The organism is uncultured Anaerobiospirillum sp. (genome assembly GCF_902485895.1).
Classification (GTDB): Bacteria; Pseudomonadota; Gammaproteobacteria; order Enterobacterales; family Succinivibrionaceae; genus Anaerobiospirillum; species Anaerobiospirillum succiniciproducens.
The window spans coordinates 1-21,683 of sequence record NZ_CABTML010000109.1; the positions used below are offsets into that span (position 1 = coordinate 1).

Here is a 21,683-nt window from a genome sequence, read left to right on the forward strand (position 1 = left end):
CTATATACATGAGATATGTTTCCGGCGACATAGTCGACGTCTCTACCTTACTAACCGCTATAGCTGAGCTTAAAGCTATGAAAGTGGATACTAAGTTCGCAATTCTGGATGCAGGATATCTAACACTTGATAGCCTTGATGTTTTGCTAGAGAACAAAATATCCTTCTTATCAAGGCTCAAGAAAAACTGGACACTATACAAGCATATTATTAAAGATCATTTAGCGTCTTTAGAGCATAAAGCTAATATGCACCTATATAACGGTCGCATTGTTTATTTAAAACGAATCCAAGCTACATTACCCTCAGGCAAAACCGTGTATGCCTACTTAGGTATTGACGATGACATAAGATGGTCAGAGAGAAAACAAATCGCAAAGACTGCAGATGAGGATGAGCTAAGCGTAGATGATATTCAGGCTAAGCTTGAAAAGGTTGGCGTCTTTATGCTTTTATCTTCACGAAGAATAGCTACAGAGGACTTATTACCTCTATACTATTCGAGACAAGACATTGAACAGGTCTTCGATATATCCAAGAGTTACGCAAAGGCAATGCCTCTATGTGTTCAGTCTGAAGAAACCTTTAGAGGGCATCTGCTTATGGTATTCATAAGCACAATCATACTCAGAATGTTACAGCAAGACCTAAAGAGCACTACGTACTCATTAGATGACGTGCTAATGATTATGAAGAATCAGAAGGCTAAGGTGTTCGATGATTGCGTCGTTCCCCTCGAGCCAACGAAAAAGCAAAACGACCTGTACAAGCTTATTGGTGTAAAACATCAAACTTCCATCAGTCGATAATGCTATTTCATTGGTATATTTTATGTAGCACTAAAATTAACGCGGGAATTCAAGTTAATCGATATAGGCGCATCAAAGTGCCATAAGGCGCGACCATAGCAAAAAGGCCCAACCATGTTGGGCCTTTTGCGTAATGAAACTAACTTTTTTGCTGGCAATGGCCTAGTCGATAGTGCGCTCTTCGAGATCGTGATTGTTGTGCTTACGCACTGATTTGGTTGCAGCCTGCTCGGCCTCAAGCTGTGAGGCAATTTCTGATGCCACTTGCTCCTTAATCTCAGCAATAGCATCGTGAGAGCGAGTTTCTTTGGCGCAAGTAGATGGCGCAGCCTTTAAGGATGCTGGAGCCTTGAGCACAACAAAAAGAGCAATGCACAAAAGTGTACAGCCCGAGAGTAAGAAGATAGAGGCTAGGTTTAAATAGGTTGCAATCGCACCGCCAATGATTGGGCCAATGGTTCCACCCACCTGCTGAGCAGAGAAGAGCATGCCAAACATCGAACCACGCTCAAGTGGGCTAGTTAAATTGATAGCCATAGAGTTAGCTGATGGGAAGATGCCAGAAAAGCCTAAACCTACACAGAACTGCAGCATGGCAAAAGGCACTAAAGTGTTAGGAATAAACTGCAGTGCAATTAAGAGTCCTGAGGCTGTAAGTCCCGTGACCATAGTGCGGTAAAAGCCAATAGCCTGACCTTTTCGACCCCAAATTGGAGCTGCAATAGCTCCGGCAAAGCCAGATAAAGAGAATACAAAGCCTGAGATCATGATGAGGTTTTCATCCGAGCCGCGTAACTCTCCTACATACAAGGTCAAAATAGGCTGCAAGAGCATGATAACCATGTTGGTAAGGCCGGCAGCAATCAAGATAACCATGACGCCGTCACGATGCAGTAACTCTTTGTAGCTAGTAGGCTTGGCTTTCTTATTTTTGTCAGTTGCAGGTGGTTCTTTAATTAAGACTAAGGTGAGCACTGTAATAATCACTAAGGCGCAACCTGCAATCATGAAAGAGGTGCGAATACCAAAGTACTGTGCGAGTATGCCGCCAAAGAGTGGGCCTAAAATACCACCGCAAATATTGGCTGACTGCATCACACCCATAGAAAGACCAACTTTGTTAGCTGGAGTATAGGCTGAGGTCAGGGCTAAAGATGCTGGCCATAAACCGGCTGCAAAGCCTTGGAAGGCACGGACTAAGAAGAGCTGAAATGGAGTTTGAACAAAAGCACCGGCAAAATAGCTAATGGCAATCATGGTGCTAGAGCGCAGCAACATGAGCTTTTTGCCTTTAGAGTCGGACATCTTACCCCAAATAGGAGCCATGACCGCACATACAGCAAAGGAGACAGCGAAAATCGCACCTGACCACAGATTAAGCGAGTCAGGGGATGCGCCGAGCTCATTTTTGAGGTACAAAGGCAAAAACGGAATTAACATGGTATAACTTGCAGACATCAGCACGACATTGCAGGTCATAAGGCCCAAAACTACTTTCCAGTTCACTAAAAAAGCTCCAGAAGTCCAAAACAATACGATGGCCTAAGTTCCCAAGTACTATGCCCATGGACTCATGGCATATAAATGCATTAATTCCATGTGCTTATCTGTGATTATCAATTCCATCTTGCCAAGTGCTCTTTTCATGTAGCTGTAATGCACGAACTTAAGTTATCTTCAAAGACTTCGTAGCACTAGCTTGATTAATTAAAAGAATACAAGACCGTGCCAAAAGCCCAAGGCCTTTAGCCAGATCTATTGCAAGACTGATAATTAACTACAGATAATCAAGCTCACTTATCATGGCTTAGATGGGTATAAGACTAAGAGCCCTTTAAAGCCATGTGAGCAGCGCTGTTTAGCAAAATAAATACAGTGTTATGTAGAATTTTGTATCTAAGCATTTTTCATTATCAAGCGCCTTTCGATGACAGTTAATAGCATGCAAATTTTTCAAAATCTTGCAGACACTCTAGTCTCTCTAGCGCCTTGATAAGCATCATTGCTTAGTGCTTAATTTGGGAAGCTATTACAAAGTATATGCTCATTTGAGATAGTGTCTAGCTTGATGCAAAACTTTTTTCACTAGCCCTCAATTACAGTCAAAATAAGACTGATTGAACTGAAAATCACCCATCCTCAATGGCATACAAGCAAGCGCTTTTGCAATAAATTGCAAAGCCGCCGCCACCGACTCACCAAGCAAGCTGCGATCAAGCAATAGAGCAATCAAGCAAGCTGCCATCAAGTTAGCAGCCATCAAACAAGCGCTCAAGTATGCATCTATACAGCAATAGAGCTATCAGGCTTGCGATCAAACTGCCCATCAAGGCAGTGTTCATCGAGCAAGCATGGCAAATGGGATACATGTATAGCACTCTTATGCATACAGTGCGGACAGATGCTGTGCTTACGAAGTAAGAGCAATTAACAGCGAGTGAATCTTGATAATCGTGGCAAACGTAACGAGCATGCTCATAGCTTCTCGAGAGCTAAAAGTATCAGGCTTTTGTGTAGTCAGGTAGTAATTGCGGGACATAAATTAGCTGATTTTATGGCTGCAGGTAGGAAAAGATGGTAGGAACTGCTCGCCTGATTAAGTGGGACGAGATAGGCGAGCAGCACTTGCTGGAAAGATAGGTTGTAAGGCTTTAAGCTTGCCAAACGGCAGCAAGCTATTAAGTGAGCTTGGCAATTAGGATGCAGAGGAGTCTTTTGCTGCTGTTTAGCTTGATTGGCTAAACAATGTGGTTATTTGGGCGCAAGCTTAAGCGCGTAAAATAGTTAAAGGAGCTTACAGATACCAAGGATGACATCATGCTAGGTAGCTTAAATCCCATGCCAACTACAAAAAGCATGACCATAACAATGTAGCCAGCGTCCTGTAGATGGATAGTGCCACCAGAGGCAATATAGTTATTGATTCTGACTGTAAGCAGTCTAATCACGTCTATACCAATGATGTAGATGATGGTGAGGGTCATCAAGGCTATACCTGTAGCTAATACGGCTCTAAAGTAGCTAATAGCTAAACCACGAGTAGAGGCAAGAGCACCAAAAGGAATAAGAATCATGCCGGCTACACACAAGAGCATTGACCAGACGTAGAGAGTGACATAGCGCAAGATGAAGGCAACTAAGAGCACAAACATTACAGTTAAGAAGACGTAATAATAAACTTTGCTCTTGCCGGCCATTTGCTTGGCGTAATTGTCAGCTAAGGTAAAGAACGACTCAATTAACTGCAGCATGCCCTCTAAGTTTCCTCTATGCTCATCACCAGCACCAAGTTGAATTAATGAGTTGATGACATCCGAGGCAAATTCATAGCCATTGAAAATGAGAAAGTAGATCGCACCAAAAGTTAGAATAATGCGGATCATGGCTGTGAAGATGTAGAAGTAATCGGCATGCCTTAAGATAGCCTTAGACCCCTCGATTACCAGGCTAATAGCGCCTAAGTAGAACATCATAGTCTGACAAAAACTCATGATGCTCATACGCATATCTAAAAGCTTGTACTCATAGAGCTTAAGCACTTCTGCAAGACTGATTTCATCACTAAGACTAGTGCTTGCTGCCTTGCACTCAATGCTCATTAAAGCAAGGACAAGCGCAGTAAGCACAAGATAAGCACCACACACATAAAGAGTGTGCATTGCGCTTTTATTAGGCTGTGCATTGCCGTATTGCTGTGGCAACACCATATCTTTAACCTCACTCACCATGCACCTTTGCATTTTGCACATGTGCATTAACTTTGTGGATAGAGCACCTTCCACAGTTTTGGATAAATTGCCATCCATAGTTTTTGGATAAAACACCTTCCATAGTTTCTGGAGAAAACATCATCCCATGCAGGTAGATAAAACAAGATAACAAGCAACAGCCACAAAGTGCGCCTATCTTGCTTAGATGAAGGCTGAGCTACTAAGCTAAGCTAGGCTGAGCTGATGGGGCACTGCTGTGTGGCTATGGCAAGCGAGTGGGAAGAGTTTCTACTTTTTTGGAAGTGCTTTTGGCAACCTCTCTAAAGTAAAACTCATCTGCCAGGGCTTGATTGCTCTGCTTAGCTAGTGCATGTCCTTGCAGCTTAGTAAGCTGCGCTACTTGTGCATTGAGATCAATCATGGAGGAGGCTACTGAGCCGTTAATCTTTGACAGACCATCTAATGTGGCAGCTTGCGAGTTAGTGTTTTGTGTTTCATCTGCAATGCGTTGGAGCTTATCAATCTGCACTAAGAGTTTGTCATTCATTTGCTCGGCATTTTTATAAGCCTGCATGGCCTGAGAGATGGAGCTATCCTCAAGATTTTGTAAGGTCTGAGAGAAAGTACAATTGCCAGATTGCATGCACTGATCCCAAGCCTGAGCTTTTCTAAATGAAGTGTAATAGCGATTAGCTGAGCCAAACTCATCCCAGATTGCTTTGGAAGCGTAGAGCATGGCCATAGTGTCTTGCTGCAGCTTGTGAATATACTCCCAGGTGTATTTGTTATCCATGGTGTAATTCTTGTCCATGAGCATTTGCGTATCACTAGCAATGGTATTACCTGAGAGCAGCTCATTAATTTGCCTAGCCTGATTGATGTTATCGCGAGCCCATTGCTCTACGGCTAGCACTTGTTCCTGTATAGTCTGAGCAAGTACAGCACCATCAAAGACCGGCATTGCTCCATGAGCATTGGTGTAATTTAGTGCCATAAAAAGAGCCACAGAAAGCTTAATGCTAGATGCTGCACGGTAAGATGGGCCTCTTTTGAGCTGCGATGATGCTTTTGATGCAAGGCTTTGCGGAGCCTTAGACTCATGCATATTTACCAAAAAAGGCTTGATGGCGTTGCTAAACAATCTGCGAGCAACGCTTAAGGCAGAAAATAAAGAATCTTGGTGCTTAGACATAGTTAATCGGACCACAAGGGCCATGAGCATAGTCAAGCTCTCCGCCCCTTGGAGCCGTCCTCCTAAAAAAATATAGAGTTACAAGGGCTTTTGTCCCGATCTAGAGCTTTATATCAACAAGTAGTGGCAGCTTTTTGCGTGAATGAGTTTGCCTGTAAGTGCTTAACAAAGCGCTGCCGTGCATTGATATAGGCAGCGATAGCTAAGAAGTTTTCAAACTTAATAGCTCGTTCATTAGTGATATGGTGCAAGCGGCAGTCATACAGCAGGCAAGCATCGTTATCTAACAGCTCAGGGCTGCTAAAGAAGCGCTTGTTCTCTTTGGAGCGATTGATATCGTGCTCAATTTGCATAGCGGCTAAATCATGAGGCACATCTTTGATGGCATCGCGATTAAACAGCTGTGCGGCGGCATAGTCTCTAAAGAGAGTGAAGCTATCTTGCATGATGGAGCACCACTCATTGTCCTTGCTGTAATCAAAGCACAGACGATAAAGGCCTAGGAGACGTACAAACAGACGGATCTTGGGGCTGACTTCCACATCAAGCGGCATGGCGCTAACTTCATAGTTATTCACTGGTTCAAAAGGCACATAGTTATGCAAGCTACGATGGGCACCATCTAAAGCACACAGAGTTTCATAGAGCTGTGCAATGAGTTTGATACTCATATAACGATAGCCAGCCTCAGTGAAAATCTTCATAACCTCATCTTGGTAGCTCTGTTTGGCAAGAGCTGCACCGCCATGCTGCTTCTTGTTTTGCAGGGCACAGCTATACTCACTAGAGAGCGACTTAACCTTTAAGCTAATGTCATGTACTTCATCTTGAGAAAAGGCAGCTTGTGAGTCGTACAAATGCTTTATATAGCCTTTGTTTTCAAAGGAGTGAAAGTACGATCCATCAGATGCTTTGATGTTGATAAACTTGCCGTTGGACAGGGCATACACAATAGGACGCAAAGTAGTATCCGAAGCATACTGGCTCATGGCATTGCAATTGAGTGCCTCTTCAAAGCCATGCTCAAACTCATCGCCATGCACAAGCTTTGCAACCCCTTCAAGTCCATTGCTAGTAGCCTTAGCAACACCTTCAAGTCCATTGCTAGTAAACTGAGCTCCATCTTCAAACACTGCCATGGCATCACTTGGTATGTTCATATCGCTAAGTGACTTATCCACGCTGCAAACAGACTTAGCAGCAGCGGCCTTGGCAGAAGATAGAGCACGCTTTGATGTAGAAGTAAGCTTAGATGGTTTGCTCTTTACTGGATTCAGCTTGTCAAAGTCTGGGAGTCTGTCAAAGAGCACTTCTTGTATAGCGCGTTCTTTAATGGCATTGAGGTGCTCAAAGACTCTCTCTACGATAGCTGCAGCAGAGGTAATGCTATGTGACAGAGTGAGGCAGTCATTAGATTCAAAGTGCTCAATGAGCTTGAGGCCTTCTTCATAACAAGAGCTATCTAATGACTCATCGTTTAAAGAGACGAGTACATTGTCGATAGTGCTCTTAGCTTTGAATTTTGGCTCATAGCTTACTTTGCGCTTTAACTTGTTCCATTCGATCGTTGGGGCAACAGCTTGAAGTAGTCCCATATCCACGCCACTAGGTAGTACATAGCTAATATGTCTATGATCGTACATACGCAAATCAGTGCGTAGCCTCTTGTTAAAGAGGCCCGTGTGCTGCCCTCCAATGTAAAAGTTTTAAAGTTTGCCAAGAGCACAAACAAATCCGTTCAACAGTGAACGCTGCGCCAACATAACGAAGCACTAAGCTACGTCGCACTAAACTACATAGCACTAAGCTACGCCGTACACGAGCAAATATGCAAATGCTAGCGCTTGTAACAGCAATCATTAGCTATCAATGAGGCATGACTTAAATAAGAGTCAGGAATTAACCTCGCTTAAGTGATGCGCTATGTGCTTATGCTTGGGCTTGGCAAAAGGGTTAATGGTTTAAATCAACTTACTGTGCAAAGTTGATATCTTGCATGAGCGTGATATTGAACTCATAGCCTGGTTTGATAGTCAGTGTCGGCGCGATATTCATATTGCGCTCGATAATCTGCGTGATGACACGACCCACGGATTGGCCAAGGCCTTGGGAAAGAGCTCCGTTGAGAGTGAGATCGCCATTAGCGTCACGATTGTTATCATCAACGCTCAGAGCAATGCCGGCAGTGACACCGCCTAATAAAATGGCATTGCCAAGAATTTCAAAGAAGCGATTGTCTACATTAGCGCCAATGCCGGCATAACCATCTCGTGAACTTGCAGGCATTGATCCTAATTGCATAGAGCGACCGTTTGGGAAGATAAGGCGATTAAAGCCAAACATCATGCGCTTTTGGCCACGCATTGGACCTGAAGCGTACTGGCCTAAAAGCTTTGAGCCTTTAGGAATGAGTACATGCTCGCCGCTAGTAGAGTCATAAACATCTGAGATTACCTGGGCTTGTACCATGCCTGGAACATCAGAGTTAACGCCAGTTAAAAGTACGCATGGAACTACTGAGCCTTGCATTAAAGTAAAGGCAGAGGCTGCTTTTTGCATGGTGGTGTCAAAGTGTGAGCCAGCATAAGCAAGCGAATTATATGCATCCATAGTTCTGCCATCTAAAGCAGTGCCTAAAGAGTTTGCACCTGATGTATAAACGCCACTGTCGCTAGCTAAGGAAGCTGAGTTAAGGGCATTTAATCGTGCTGAGGCATCACTTAGATATTGCTGAGCATTAACCCCAACTGCATGACCATCACGTGCTGCTTCGTAGCCATGGCCAGAGACAAGCTTTGCAGAGGTAGCAAGATTGGTCTTATCTTGCATAACAGACTCAACTGCTACAGATGAGGACAAGGCCTTAAGTAGCGCTGAGGCACGGCGCTCTTGTAGTGCTTTGACAGCTTTATCGTGGGCACTCTCAACTACTACCTCTGGTGCTTGGCTCTCAATTTGTACCCGTGCAACTTTCTCTTGAGCTTGTGGCAGTAGCTCCTCAGCTTTATGCTCATTAAAGCTTGCACCTTCATAAAGTCCGGTGTAGTTAACTAAGTCGCTTAAGAAGTCATCAGTTGAGGTTAAAGCGATATGCTCTTTTTCTGAGGATGACTTAAGCTCAGTTAAGATGGCAGAGCTATGGGCAGTTGTTATCGCATCCTCTTCATCTTCCATAGTTTGACTACGCTCAGATTGGCCTAAGGAGCTGAGCATGGAGAGCACACTGACGCCTGCAGATATACCCAAAAGCAGGTACAAAGGTGCTTTAGTTGCTCGTGAGGAGCTAACTTTTTGATTAAGGCATTCCATAACAATTACGCAATCACACCCAAAGCACGCCCAGCCCAGCCATAAAGCCAAGCCTGTCCAAACCAAGCTAGCCGTAAAGCCAAGTTAAGCTAAACCCAGCACAGCACAGCACAGCTTAGTGAAGCAAGCCTAGCGAGCATGCCATCAAGAAAGGTGAAATTGCGTCTCCTTTTTATAGTTTAAGAATATGTACAGCAAGATCTTGGTCGTTAACTCATGGCTAGAGATTGCTAATATGCTCATTGCCATGAGATAAGATTTGGCAATGAATCTGTGTGCAAGACCAAGAGTTAAACCTGCTTGCAAGGCGCTAAGCACTTAGTATTTGGTGCTCATAAGCAGCATCGTTAGGTTTAGCGGTTAAGTGCTGTACATAAGACTTAGTTAAGTAATTCATGACATCTTTTGATAAATACTTAGATAAAGCAAAGTGGCCATAGTAGGCTGCAGGGCAATCATAATGTGGTGCACTATGATCCTCATGTGGCTGCACGTACTTGAATATCATTAAGTTCTTGTAGTCATTCATCATCAGCTGCTCTTCATATGGAGCGAGGTATTTAGTTAAGTACTTAGAAGAGGCAAAGTCCGACAGATCGGTTAAAGGTTTTAAAGTTAAATCGAGGGTTTTACCTTCTTTAACCATGGTAGTGACCTTAGCAAAAGTAACTTCATCACTATCGGTAACTTCCCAAGGGTATGCATCTGGTACAGTTCTTTTCTTGGCCTCATGGATGGCTGCAGCAAACTGACGGCTAAAGATCTCTTCTTCCTCCTTGGTGTACTTAGTTCTAATAGTGCCATCATGAGCAAAGTAAACCTGATGCTCATCAAAATTGAAGCCCTTGGCATCCAAACGCTCTTTAATCCAGTACTTATCCTTTGTATGAGCTATTGGTGAGACATCATGTAAAGCATCCTGCTGCTCTTGTGGATGGACCTTAATACACATGTAGTTAAGGTAATCAATATCGGCCCTGAACAGGTCAGGATTGGTCTTAGCTGCATCAAGTGCCAGCATTTGCTCAAGCTCAATACGTTTAGCTTCTTGTAATTCAGGATGAAACTTCCAGATTACAGAGTTGCCATATAAGTTTTTGTATTGAATATCTCTGACAAATCCTTCAAGCGGATTGGTGTTACTTACCTTTTGTGGCTTAATACTCACTTCCTTAAGTTGGTCAGGGATGGGTATTGGATCTTGTTTGCTCGCTAATTGTCCGGTGCTGGTATTTTCTAGTTCTGACTTTTGCCTCACCGTATCCTTAGCCAAATCCATAGCCTCACCAAGCCCCATGGCGTTGGCAGATGATATGCCCAAGAGACGACTTAGCCAATTTGCTCCAATAGATGACTTGCGCTCCTCGCTCTTTACGCCATTATCTTGAGCACTCAAGCTGCTATCAGGCGCACTCATCCTAGTTTTGGTCTCATCAGCAACACTTCCCTTAACCTCGGCAGCACCTTTAGTACTGATTGACTCACTTACCAGCATGCCAGTTAATGAAGATCCCTCGACATTCTGATTCACTCTAAGCTTTGCGCTCATCGTGTCTAAAGCCGGAAAGAGACTCTCACTGCGCTTGCTAGCGCCTGCACTCTCACCAATCTTAGATGCTGCACTAACATCATTAACTTGAGCTAGTGAAGCACCTTCGCTCTTGGCATTCGAGCTAGCGATAGCATTGGCATATGCAGATGCATTGCTTGAGGTAGCTGATGCAGATGTTGATGCGTAAGCTGCTGGAGATGCAGAGTTTGTTGTGGTGCGGGCGATGGCCTTGCTCTTAGTCTTGTTTACTGATCTTGATTTATTTGAGGCCTTTAACTTAGTTGATTTGCTTGCTTTAGTTGCTGTGCTAGTTGAGGTGGCGGCAGCAGCGATTGCACCAGTGATGTTTGCAGTGGCCTGAGCGTTTTCATCAATGAACATATCTTGAGTTTGCTCAATGGTCTGTGCACGGTATGCATTTAACAGTTGCTCTTGTGCTTGTGCCTCAAAGTCTTGAGCGCTGCGGTATTGATTAGGCTCGGTAAGCTTGCTGCGATAGAGGGCCTTCTTATGCGATAAGACACTCATTGGTCCTAAAGATTCGCCTTGAGTGGTGTAAAGACGAGAGAGCTTGAGCTTATTGGTATTCACATTAACCATGTAGATACTGTCATCTTGAGATTTGATTAAGGAGCTGTTAACGACAGTTGCTCGGCCTTTGCAGCTTGCTTTACTACGGCATACTGCAGCACCATGTTGCTGCATGACATCAGCTAAGGCCTCATAGTGCTGCTTAAGTTCATCAGGAGCTTTATCATCGGCATACACTGCAAAGGTAGTACGATTTAATGCATAGTAGTGAGACAGTGCTGGGACGAAGTCTAAGCAGACATATTTTGAGTACAGATACTGCTGTTTAAGCTCGAGTTCATGGCTATCGATCTGAACACCACCAAAGTCACGAAATGAATTAGCAAAGTCATTCAGGTTGCAAGCATTTAACAGTATGGTTGAGCAGGCTGCAGTGAGTGCAAGTGCAAGCTTGCTGCGAGATAAGATGCACTGATGCTGTGTGGAGTTAATCATAATTAATCGCAAACCTCTCTTAAGAGGAGTAATTGCTTTGAGCGCAATAAAACAAGTGTTATGAGTGTGAGCGCTATGGGTGATATTAGGAATTGCGGATAATATCGGCGCTCATAGCTCGTCCTGAGTCTTCATTTCCAATAAAGAGGCGTAGATGGCGTGGAATGCCATCGACCACAAAGTTATTGCCCTGCAAACGATAGTTAGTTACTGCAGTGGCGTCTTCAGAGAAGACATGGGTTTGTGTCACCTCAACTATGGCTGGCAACATGCCCTCAGAGAGCTTTTGCGGCATTTGTACATAAGTATGTTTGCCATCATTAAAGACACGTAGAGGAATGACTTCCTTATCGCCACTAACCTGATAGTTAAAGTCCAGGCCGGAAAGTAGTGCTACAGAGCTTTTAGCGCGTTTGCGTCCAGGTATAGCTGCAGTCTCTGATACATACTCATCTTCATCAGCTAGCGCTAGCTCCTCGCCACTTGCTGACAAGTTCAGCTCGTTATTACGTTTGCGAGCGAGCAGTTCGTTTTTGATGTTTTGATAGCGCTGCATACTCTGTTCGGTATAAATAAAACTTACATTAGGCATGAAGTCTTTAGCTGAGGACTTAATGTCAATGGAGTAACTGCGCTTATCAGTGTAGATAGTGAGATTAGACTCAAGACCAATGTCGGTAGGCTTAATCGTTACATGCTCTACCATGCCTTGAGCAGAACCATGAGCTGATCTGCCTACAACCCATCGAGCTGAATCGCCAGTTTGCACATCTACCACGCTCTCGCCAGGTTCAAGTGAAATGTCACACACATGCAGTAAAGAACACACCACCGTAGGCCTGCCTGCACCATAGACAAAGCGTACTTCGCCAGGACGCTCAACGATTGGTCGGCTTACTGCTGACTTTTTAGCTTTAGGATTGTTGGAAGCCTCTAAAGCCTTAAGAATCTCAATATCTTGCTTAGAGAGGGTATTTTGATTACCTCCTAAAGCAATGATGTCATCAAGGGCACTATCAGCATGAGCAAGACTAAAGCAAGTAGGCACACTCGTAAGCAGCAAGGCGCTCATGCATAAACAGGCACAGGTATTAAGCTTAAGATTCGAAAAAGTGCGCTTACCCAGCATCCTACTTCCCAGCTTGCAAGTATCCTGCATGCTAGTACCCAGCATGCTTGTACCATGCATGGCTTGGCGCAGCCAGGTGTAGTATGGTGCTGCATTGGTAGCAGCAAACTCGTATACAGCTGCAGCTTCATCAGATGCTGCTGCAGGGGCTGCTATATTATTTTGAAAAGACTTGCGTAAGTTCATAAGTTCTCCCAGAAGGCCTGCTAGTAAGTTTTAAGTGTTGTTATCAGGCGATCACGTCTGAGATTAAGAGTTCGGATATGTACAGCTGCAATGGATTGTCTAAGTAGTTAGCGGCAGTCTTTTGATTAGCATCAGCAAAACTAAAGCTAATGAGAGCCCGCTTTTTATGGACTTTGACTTTGAGATCGCGCTTAGAGCTAATCGACTCTTTCCAGTCCACTTGCACAGTGTGGTTGTCTAGATGAATCAAGTTGGCAATATCAACTTGCACCGATAAGCCTCCAAGGTTGGTGCTCATGGGATTATTGTCTGTGTAAAAGTTATTGATCTTTTGGTGCACTGCCGAGCCTTGCTCAATATAGGCATAGACCTTATTGATAAGCTGTGCTTGCAGTTGTTTATCTAAAGTTACAGTGCGTAGATCGCGGATAAAGTCAGACACAAGTGAGTCAATGACAGCTGCTGGCACCTCATCTTTTGAAGTGAGCTTGTGACTAATACGCCCTTGATTTAAGACCACACCATGTGAGTCCACACTAATCAAATAAGGCTCAATGATGCTTTGCTCGGTGCGGCTGATGTAGGCAGCGAGCAGAAGAAAACTTAAAGAGAGCGATAAAACGCACACTGAGGCTACGCTGCCATGTCGCTTAAGTTCATTTACGGTACTTACCACCTTGGCAAGTCCAGAGAGTCTTACAACTCCATCTTGCTGTTTCATAAAAGCCCTTCAATGTAGTGCCCAATCTAAAGGCTAGTGCTTCTCATTGCCTAAACCGGCGCTGAGAACTCATTGCCTAATGTTGCACTGACTTAACCATGCCTAATGAGGCACCGACTAAACCATGCCATTACAGGCGTGGACTAAAGTTGCTTTAACGCTTGGCGTAAAAGCTTTGGTTTGAGTATTGGCAATGCGCGGTGTAGTAGTTTTTGTAGCGCAAAGATCTAAGCCACACCTGGCGCATACGCGTATCGTATTTGCCCATTTGATAGAGGCAAAAGTAGATCATCAAACACATGGTGAATGTGATGATTAAGGTGACGAAGTTGTACGTGAAGATACTTAAGGTGACTAAAGCTAAGGTGTTACACATAAACAGCTCACGGTCGCAGCCTAAGATCTGCGTGCAATTGCCTAAAGCCTTATAAACTCGATGTTCTCGCATAAACTAAATCAGCAAATTGTCTGTCTGTATGAATGTGTCAGAGCTATCTTCTAAGCTTGTTTGAGTGCTGTATCTTTGGTCTTTAACAAAGCTAAAGAAAAAGATGAGGTTTAAACACAAGATCAGCACTGGAGCAATTCAGGATAGGCGCGTGTCTTTAAGGTCAAGGTGGCTTGGCATAAAGCCCTTTAAAGTGCGACTTGAGAACTCAAATAGCTGTAGTTCTAAATCACCATTGCTGCCTTGTGACATCTTTACCGTAAGCTCGTTATTCATCAGAGGTAGTGGTGATGACTGATAAGAGTTAAGGTCATAAACCTCGCTTAGAGCGCTTAAGGTCTTGTTAAAGTAAGGGTGAGAGCTATACACACTTTCTTTAGGCACAAAGACTGATGGATGTTTGTACTTATCGGTGTCTTTGGTATTGGAGTTATTGGCATTAGACTGATTAGAAGAGTCCATACCATAGCCATTAAGGAGGCCTGAGATAAAGCGATCAATATGCTCTTCGTATGTAAGATCTGGATTGATGGCTAAGAAGTCTTGTCGTAACTCCTCTAGTGCCTCATCTACAACAATTAAGTCATGTGATGAGTTTGCGCTGCTCTGTCTTTGCTGAGCAAAAACTGATGGCTTAAGCTCTCTACGTGCCATATCCTGAGCTTGCTTGTTATAAGCAGCGCTGTTGTATGCTAAAGAAAGTGGATCAGCACCATAAGCCGCAAGAGGATCTACAGCAGGCTTGGCGCTTTCATTTAGCGCTGCAGCTGCAGCATCGCTGTCAGATGCGAAAGTTCCTGTGGAAGTGTCGGCCTTGTGTGAGCGATCTGCTGCGTACTTATCAGCATTATTCTGTGCACCTTCTGCTGCAGCATTCTGTGAGCTTGATTTTGCATCTGCGCTCTTAGCGTCCACAGGTGGATTGATAGAAGCGCCATTAAAGAAGTTGGTCATGAGGGAATTAGCGCCTAGCAAGAGAGTCATCACCAAAATAATGTAGATGATAGAGCGCATAAAACGGCTGATTTCACCACCAGCAAAGATGAGGGTAGCGCCACAACCAATAATGCCTAAAAGCGCAATGGTAAAAGCAATTGGGCCGGTGGCTGAACGCTGCAGAGCTGAAAGCCACACTTCATATGGCAGACCTGAACCAGCGCTAGCTGCTGATGCATTGGCATCTGGCATACAAAAGATGCTCAGATACACAATGAGCAGCATGACTGATATATAGCTTAATGCCATCAACATGCTGATGGTAAAGGTAGACAAACGTGGTGCGGTGCAGTCAGCATATGAACAGTTAGCAGCACCATGGCTACGAGTATTTCTATTTACAGCATCTGACTTTTGTCCATGCGGATTCCACAGAAGTACTCCATCAGCGCTGTATGAGGCGAGGGTAGCATCAACACATGGTTGCTTAGGAGCATGACTGCTAGTGGCAGTCTTGTTAACTTGAGGGGCTAAACGAGCTCCGAAACAGGCTAGTGACATAGTAAAAACTCCAGAGGCCAAGGCCTCTTTAATACATTTGAATGTCTGAATAGCTCAGGCAGTGTTGTTCTTTTTGTGCATGCAAATGCGATAAATATCGTATTTGTTTGAGTGCAGTAAGCTTAATTTGGGCGTGCAAAGGCCTATGGTGCTAGCCATGCTCAGCATCAGCATCAACATGGAATTAGTCCATGCATCGGCCGTAGCTGAAGTCTTTTGGCTGTGCTGCGTCTAATGGCTGTGGCTTAGCACCTTTATCTTTGAACTTAGAAAAGCGTGGATTACTAGGCGCTGCTACGTCCTAAGCGTGTACATAGCTGACGCTGATACACTTGAGCTAAGAGTGCAGCATCCTGATGGAGTGCCCATTTAGAGTGGGGAGTAATGCTCTTGTTTAAGAGTCGGTGGTAGTAATTAGTTTTGCTAAAAGCAAGATCATTTAGCTCAGTTGACCAAGCTGCATGCACGAAAGCCTGGGAATGAGCAAGGGCATTGGAACAAGTCATAAATAATGGGAAAACTCTTAAGCACCGCCACAATTGGTGATAGAGTCTTCCTCCTCCGAAAAGCAAAATTAGTTGCGCATATTGAAGCTTGACTAAGTCGAGCTTGCAGCTTTGTAATCTGTCTTGTTTGCAATCATCAAGGCTATGCATAAGTAACACATGGCCTTAGTTACAAACGGTAGTCTTCTTCAGTGAAACCAACCAATGAAAGCTATTGAGTGTTAGCGCTGCAGCATAAGCAACTGCGTGGCTAAAGCTAAGGGAACGTAAGCGCCAAAGCATAGGCTCTGTGCACTTTCAGTTGGTAGATATCGTGAGAACTACTTAGGCGGTGGCGGGGGCGCTATTGAATGCTGCTCGGGTCATCGTCTTTTGAGGCAATGATAGACCCATGGGCGGATTTTCAAAAATTTGCCCAAATAATGATTCATAGTAGATTCAAATGTACGTTTGGGTATTTTGCTAAGGTGATTGCTATTTAGACAAAGTAGGCTTAGTTATTTGACAAATTTGCCATATTTGTATCTATTTAAATGGCTTAAATACGGCGTTTGTCAGCATGACAGAGACAGAAATGGCCAGAGCAGTGCTGAAAAGCAAGTGTGAGCTTGATCACGCTTGGTTAGCGATTTTTGCATGAGCCGTTTGTGCGGGCTTAAATGGCATATATATGGGCTTTTAGTAGCTACTTTGGGGTGTAAAGTGAAAGTGCTTGCAAATTCTGTGAGCCAGTTCTCAATTATTAGGCCTTTAAAAGTGGTATACAAAAACCGTTTTACAAAAGAGAGCTTGGTGGGCACTTGTTAAAAGTGTGAACTACCATTCAAAATCGATACAAGATTTTGAAATTTCGTGCAGAAAATATTTTTTGTGCTATGGCGTCCTTTACGGCTCTTGACGAAGGCAAATTGCTGTAGTCGCAATCAAAATAGGCAGGCTTTACAGATAAGCTCAGTCACAATGCGCCGTAATCGTGAAAAATGTCGGCAAAAAGTGTGATCTCAAAAGCTCAAAAATCTCAAGCCATCATAGATGCAATCTAGCTTCATGGCTGGTTTTAGATGAAATTTTTTTACTAAAAATCGACCTCAAGCTAAGTAACAAAAAAGATTGCTCATAAACAAGGTTAATTGCAGTGCAATTGCAACAAAAGCTTATGAGGGCTGACGATACGCCACTACTGGGCTATAATCTAAGCTTAACTGTATTGTCAACATGCAAAGGCTAGCGAAAGCGGCAGTAGCTGCACGCTAGTTAAGATAGTAGTCTGTCTTAGAGCTATGCCTTTTGTGATGTAATTGCTAGGCTAACTCTCATGCATATTAAGCATGTGCAAAACACGGCAAGGCAATGAAGGCAATGAAATGCAATGCTACGAAAGGAAAAGCAATGCCACTCTTTCTTGAGCAACGCTTACCTAAGTTAAGCTGAACGTGCCATTGTTTTGCAACGCTTACGCTTTTGTACGGGTGCTTATAAGCATGGTGCACATAGCATCTTAAGATGCTGTAGCCTCTAGCATAGTTGCTGAGCATGACCAAGCTTAGTATTGAGCGAGGATAGGCTTTATTCATAACCTGTCTGATGCTCTAGGATTTTTAGGCACAAAGTGCCGCATCTTGCTAACCATGTGGTTTAGCAAGATTACTTGCATATCTTGCTTAGTATGCAAGTTTAAGGATTTTGGTGTAATGCCTGAGGGCATTGCAAACAAGCTTTTGCAAGTACTTGCTTGCACATAAAAGATAATGGCAAGGTAGTCATCATGCGCTCTATTAGTAGATTAGATGCACCGCCATATGTCTATGGGGTAAGGGAGAATAACCAGTGAAGTTTAAGGTAGGATTTATCTTTTTGCTTGGTATGCTGACAGGTACCATTGCAACAATGTTGTTAACCAACGCAATGGCTGATGAGGCTAGTTTGCAGCGTCAGCTTGATGCACAGCAGCGCACCATGAATGCTCAGCAAAATCAGATTTATCAGCTGCAGCAGGACATTGCGACCTTACGTGGTGAGCTTGAGCAGTTACGTTATTTAGCAAGCCGCCAGGGTGGAGTTTCAAGCTCAAACAATAACACTGTAGTCAATCTTCCAGTTGGCAATACCCCAAGTGCAGCTCCTGCAGCTCCAAGCAACAATGCTGCCTCATCTTCAACTGGTAAGCTCACTGGCGTAACTGATGAGTCTCGCAAGGCTTATAACGATGCTTATGCCAAGGTACAGAATAACGACTTAAATGGCGCAGCAGCTGCATTTAAGGCCTACGTTGAGAAGTATCCTGACAATGCCTTAACTCCAAATGCTTGGTACTGGCTCGGTCAGGTTCAGTACTCTCAGGCAAACTACGAGCAGGCACGTTTAAGCTTCTTAAACGTAGCTCGTTTTGCCGACTCACAAAAGCGTCCTGATGCCTTATACAAACTTGGCATGATCTCTAAGTTCTTAGGCGATAAGGATAAGGCTACTCGCTACTTCCAATTAGTAGTTCAGACTTATCCAAACGATGCCGCTGCTACTTTATCTTCACGTGAGCTGCAGCGTCTTAAGTAATTGCATATCGCGCCGCACCCACGCAAAAAGCTCAGCTAAGCAGCGCTTGACGCTAGCAGATGCGGCACGATGAGAGTAGATAGAGGCATCACTACACTACTCTAAACATTCTGACGATAAGCTAGGATTAATTTTGTAGCTATGGTCCACGCTCGCTAAAGAGCGCTATGGTGGCTACGCCCTTGCGCTCGAGGTTTAGAGGCTTCATGTTAGAGGGACGCAAGCATGTAGCTTAGATGACTTTTGTCAGATGGATTAAAGCATTTAGCTTAGCGCAACAATAAAAGCTACAGCTTAAGCAAGTTACAGCTGAGGCATTGCATAGTTCAAGGCATTAGCTAAAAGTAGCACTATGCAGTCTCATTCATCGTATCTGTAAAGTGCTTGCTTAGATAGTGATATTGTGGTGGCAAAGCAAACTTGGCTTTTATTGTCGAAGCTGATAGCAGCTACTAAATTAAGTGGCTAATTAGCACTTTTCTTGTGTTGCAACGGAGAAATAGATGCTCAAGAGCATAGTTTCAGCATTAAGTCAGCGTTTACCAGTAAAACAAATTACTGGTAATCCTACGCTCCATTGCACCCAAAATCTTTATAAACACTCTGCAGTAAACGAATCTAAGAGCTCTTGTAATTTCTCCCAAGCATCTGTTGCCAACATGGCAGCAGATACTACTAAGCAAGAGCAAAACAATTCTAACTGCGCTGCAGTGCGTGCTAATACATCCTCTAAGGCCTTTAGAAATACAGCTAAACGAGCCAACAAATCATCAAGCAAGACAGCTAAACGAGCCAACAAATCATCAAGCAAGAGCCGTAAGCACTCTAATAAGCACTACAAGGCCTCCAAGTCATATAAGCAAAGCCATGTCGTTGTTCGCAATGGCAAGGATGAGGTTTGCAGTAGCCTTGCTGCAGTGTCTTTAGCTACATCAGCTCAGGAAAATAGCAGTTTAGCTTCATCGGCTGCTAATCAGGCTCTTGAATCTAAGCTCAAGCCAAGTTGCGTAGCTCAATGTGTGCGCCAAGAGATTAATAAGACAGCAAAGACTGTTGCCATGAACTTTGGCAGCGAGAAGGACTTTGCCTCTAGCGTTGCTGCGGGTGTGCCTTCTATCTTAGATAGTGGCAAGGCAGATGCGCTAGCATCTTCTGTCGCATCCCACACAGCTCCTGTTACATCTCCATTAGCCTCGTTTATGGCGGTGGGCGGTAAGTACTTACGTCTGTCTGTATGGGCAGCTATGCTTGGCTGTGCATCGGTGGCACTTAGTTCATGCTCAACTAATGATGATTTACCTGAGCGTGAAGTTTTAGTTGAAGATCCTGTGTCCTTTAGCGTTAGTGGTGTATCTGGAGAGCTGTTAACTAATGTTGAGGCGCACTTAGGATCTCTTGCTGTTATTCCAAAGAAGCGTGCCTTTTTCTATATTCGTGAGATTAAGGAAGTTACCACTAAGGCCTTACGTGCCTATGGTTACTATCATCCAAAGATCAAAGTTACTCTGCCTGAGAAAGACAAAAAAGAAGATACAGTAGTTAAGGTTGAGGTAGAACAAGGCAAGCCTTTGTACATTCGTCAGTCTAGGATTGAGGTTTTAGGCGAGGGCGTTAAGTACAAGGTCTTTGAAGATCTGCTTAAAAATACTGAACTTGGCTCATACAAGATACTTAATCATGGTGTCTATGAAGAGTTAAAGAACGCTATTCATAACACAGCTTTATCCATGGGCTTCTTTGACGGTAAGTTCACCTCAAAGCGTATCATGGTTTATCAAAACCAAAACTTTGCTGATATCGAGCTCGTTTACGATTCTGGCAAGCGTTATGACTTTGGTGACCTCATCATGAATGATGAGACTGCTGAGCTTTATAAGCCAAGCCATCCGCTGCAAAACTTTAAGACAGGCGATAAGTTTGCCACTAAGAAGATCAATAACTTTGTATCTTCTTTAAATCAGACTGGCTATTACAATTCTGTAGACGTGCGTCCGGTATTGGATAAGGCTGAGAACTTCCGTGTGCCTGTAGAGATGCATTTAGAGCGTCGTGCCAATAACAATATGCGTATTGGTCTTGGCTATAGCACTGATGAAGGCCCTCGTGTATTACTTGAGTGGAATAAGCCACTTTTGAACTCTCGTGGTGACTCATTAAGCACGCTGATGACCTTAACTAAGATCACTCAGGATGCACAGCTCGTTTACAAGATCCCTGGCGAAAATCCAAATCTTGACTATTACACCATTAATGCAGCTCAGACTCATACTGACTTTAACGACACTTTATCTGATCGCACGCAGCTTGCGGTGCACTATATTGCTAATCAGACTGGTCGTTGGAGACGTGATTATGCTTTGCGTTTGGAGTATGAAGACTTTAATCAGGCTAAAGAAGAGGGCCGTACCCTCAACTTAATGCCGGCAGTGTCTTTGACCCGTCGTGAAAGCTCTGGTGGCTATGATCCAACTCGTGGCTACTCTATAACTTTAGAGGCTTTGGGTGCAGCAGGTGCGATCTCAGATAGCAGTTTTGTGCAGGTCAAAGGCACATACAAGGGTGTGATTGCGCCAAGTGAGAACACTCGCTTCTTGTTCCGTTTAGAACAAGGTGCTAACTTTGGTCCTGATGCTGGTGAAGTCCCTCCATCACTGCGTTTCTTTGCAGGTGGCGACAACTCCATTCGTGGTTTTGGCTATCGTGATAGATCGGCAATGCAGCCATGGGGTGGACTTAAAGGTGCTAAGTACTTAACTGTGGGTAGTGCAGAGTTTCAATTCCCAATGGGTATTAGTAACTCACGTTTAGCGCTATTTTGCGATGTAGGTACAGCAACTGATGATTACAAAGATGAGTTAATGTATGGCCCAGGTCTAGGCTATCGTTTCTTATCTTCATACGGTATTGTCCGTGTAGATGTGGCAGTGGGTCTGCAAAAGAACGAAGAACAGGTCTATCAGCTCCACTTTGCCTTTGGTCCTGAATTTTAGTAAAGGTCGAAAATATGTACTTCAAGCATAAAGCTTCGGCCTTGGACCGAAACGA

At 43.9% G+C, this 21,683-nt stretch carries 13 protein-coding genes; 3 read left to right on the forward strand and 10 right to left on the reverse strand.

What is annotated here, in order from left to right; genetic code table 11:
* Positions 1-809 (forward strand): transposase (locus RDO37_RS09170; RefSeq protein ID WP_308498861.1); only part of this gene is annotated, 809 nt, incomplete at its 5' end.
* A 162-nt stretch (positions 810-971) separates the two neighbouring features.
* Here RDO37_RS09170 and RDO37_RS09175 read toward each other — a convergent pair.
* The 10 genes from RDO37_RS09175 to RDO37_RS09220 form a co-directional block, all read right to left on the reverse strand.
* Positions 972-2,315 (reverse strand): MFS transporter, encoded by a 1,344-nt coding sequence (locus RDO37_RS09175; protein ID WP_308498862.1) that lies wholly within the window; start codon positions 2,313-2,315, stop codon positions 972-974.
* Positions 2,316-3,547: 1,232 nt separating this feature from the next.
* Positions 3,548-4,516: a type IV secretion system protein gene (locus RDO37_RS09180; protein ID WP_308498863.1), complete on the reverse strand. Its 969-nt coding sequence runs from the start codon at positions 4,514-4,516 to the stop codon at positions 3,548-3,550.
* 265 nt (positions 4,517-4,781) lie between these two features.
* The gene (locus RDO37_RS09185; RefSeq protein ID WP_308498864.1) at positions 4,782-5,513 is read right to left on the reverse strand and encodes a hypothetical protein; all 732 of its coding nucleotides are present in this window, start codon (positions 5,511-5,513) and stop codon (positions 4,782-4,784) included.
* A 311-nt stretch (positions 5,514-5,824) separates the two neighbouring features.
* On the reverse strand, positions 5,825-7,306 hold the full coding sequence (locus RDO37_RS09190) for a hypothetical protein (RefSeq protein WP_308498865.1): 1,482 nt from the start codon (positions 7,304-7,306) through the stop codon (positions 5,825-5,827).
* A gap of 376 nt (positions 7,307-7,682) precedes the next feature.
* On the reverse strand, positions 7,683-9,020 hold the full coding sequence (locus tag RDO37_RS09195) for a TrbI/VirB10 family protein (protein WP_308498866.1): 1,338 nt from the start codon (positions 9,018-9,020) through the stop codon (positions 7,683-7,685).
* A 310-nt stretch (positions 9,021-9,330) separates the two neighbouring features.
* Positions 9,331-11,598 (reverse strand): hypothetical protein, encoded by a 2,268-nt coding sequence (locus tag RDO37_RS09200; RefSeq protein WP_308498867.1) that lies wholly within the window; start codon positions 11,596-11,598, stop codon positions 9,331-9,333.
* 85 nt (positions 11,599-11,683) lie between these two features.
* Positions 11,684-12,913, reverse strand: coding sequence for a TrbG/VirB9 family P-type conjugative transfer protein (locus RDO37_RS09205; protein ID WP_308498868.1), 1,230 nt, complete (start codon positions 12,911-12,913; stop codon positions 11,684-11,686).
* 43 nt (positions 12,914-12,956) lie between these two features.
* The gene (locus RDO37_RS09210; RefSeq protein ID WP_308498869.1) at positions 12,957-13,634 is read right to left on the reverse strand and encodes a type IV secretion system protein; all 678 of its coding nucleotides are present in this window, start codon (positions 13,632-13,634) and stop codon (positions 12,957-12,959) included.
* A 154-nt stretch (positions 13,635-13,788) separates the two neighbouring features.
* Positions 13,789-14,082, reverse strand: a complete 294-nt coding sequence (locus RDO37_RS09215; protein ID WP_027939304.1) for a VirB3 family type IV secretion system protein — start codon at positions 14,080-14,082, stop codon at positions 13,789-13,791.
* Positions 14,083-14,220: 138 nt separating this feature from the next.
* Positions 14,221-15,579: a TrbC/VirB2 family protein gene (locus RDO37_RS09220; RefSeq protein WP_308498870.1), complete on the reverse strand. Its 1,359-nt coding sequence runs from the start codon at positions 15,577-15,579 to the stop codon at positions 14,221-14,223.
* Between the two features lie 2,333 nt (positions 15,580-17,912).
* Here RDO37_RS09220 and ybgF point away from each other — a divergent pair.
* Positions 17,913-18,638 carry a tol-pal system protein YbgF gene (gene ybgF / locus RDO37_RS09225; protein ID WP_027939302.1) on the forward strand — a complete coding sequence of 242 codons (726 nt, stop codon included), beginning with the start codon at positions 17,913-17,915 and terminating at the stop codon, positions 18,636-18,638.
* A gap of 503 nt (positions 18,639-19,141) precedes the next feature.
* On the forward strand, positions 19,142-21,628 hold the full coding sequence (locus RDO37_RS09230) for a BamA/TamA family outer membrane protein (protein ID WP_308498871.1): 2,487 nt from the start codon (positions 19,142-19,144) through the stop codon (positions 21,626-21,628).
* Positions 21,629-21,683 lie beyond the last annotated feature (55 nt).

Bases quoted from the DNA above. Each gene is read 5' to 3' on its own strand.
- RDO37_RS09210 (WP_308498869.1), bottom strand. From the start codon at position 13,634: ATGAAACAGCAAGATGGAGTTGTAAGACTCTCTGGACTTGCCAAGGTG.
- RDO37_RS09180 (WP_308498863.1), bottom strand. From the start codon at position 4,516: ATGGTGTTGCCACAGCAATACGGCAATGCACAGCCTAATAAAAGCGCA.
- RDO37_RS09185 (WP_308498864.1), bottom strand. From the start codon at position 5,513: ATGGCACTAAATTACACCAATGCTCATGGAGCAATGCCGGTCTTTGAT.
- RDO37_RS09220 (WP_308498870.1), bottom strand. From the start codon at position 15,579: ATGTCACTAGCCTGTTTCGGAGCTCGTTTAGCCCCTCAAGTTAACAAG.
- RDO37_RS09190 (WP_308498865.1), bottom strand. From the start codon at position 7,306: ATGGGACTACTTCAAGCTGTTGCCCCAACGATCGAATGGAACAAGTTA.
- RDO37_RS09205 (WP_308498868.1), bottom strand. From the start codon at position 12,913: ATGAACTTACGCAAGTCTTTTCAAAATAATATAGCAGCCCCTGCAGCA.
- RDO37_RS09230 (WP_308498871.1), top strand. From the start codon at position 19,142: ATGCTCAAGAGCATAGTTTCAGCATTAAGTCAGCGTTTACCAGTAAAA.
- RDO37_RS09200 (WP_308498867.1), bottom strand. From the start codon at position 11,598: ATGATTAACTCCACACAGCATCAGTGCATCTTATCTCGCAGCAAGCTT.
- RDO37_RS09215 (WP_027939304.1), bottom strand. From the start codon at position 14,082: ATGCGAGAACATCGAGTTTATAAGGCTTTAGGCAATTGCACGCAGATC.
- RDO37_RS09195 (WP_308498866.1), bottom strand. From the start codon at position 9,020: ATGGAATGCCTTAATCAAAAAGTTAGCTCCTCACGAGCAACTAAAGCA.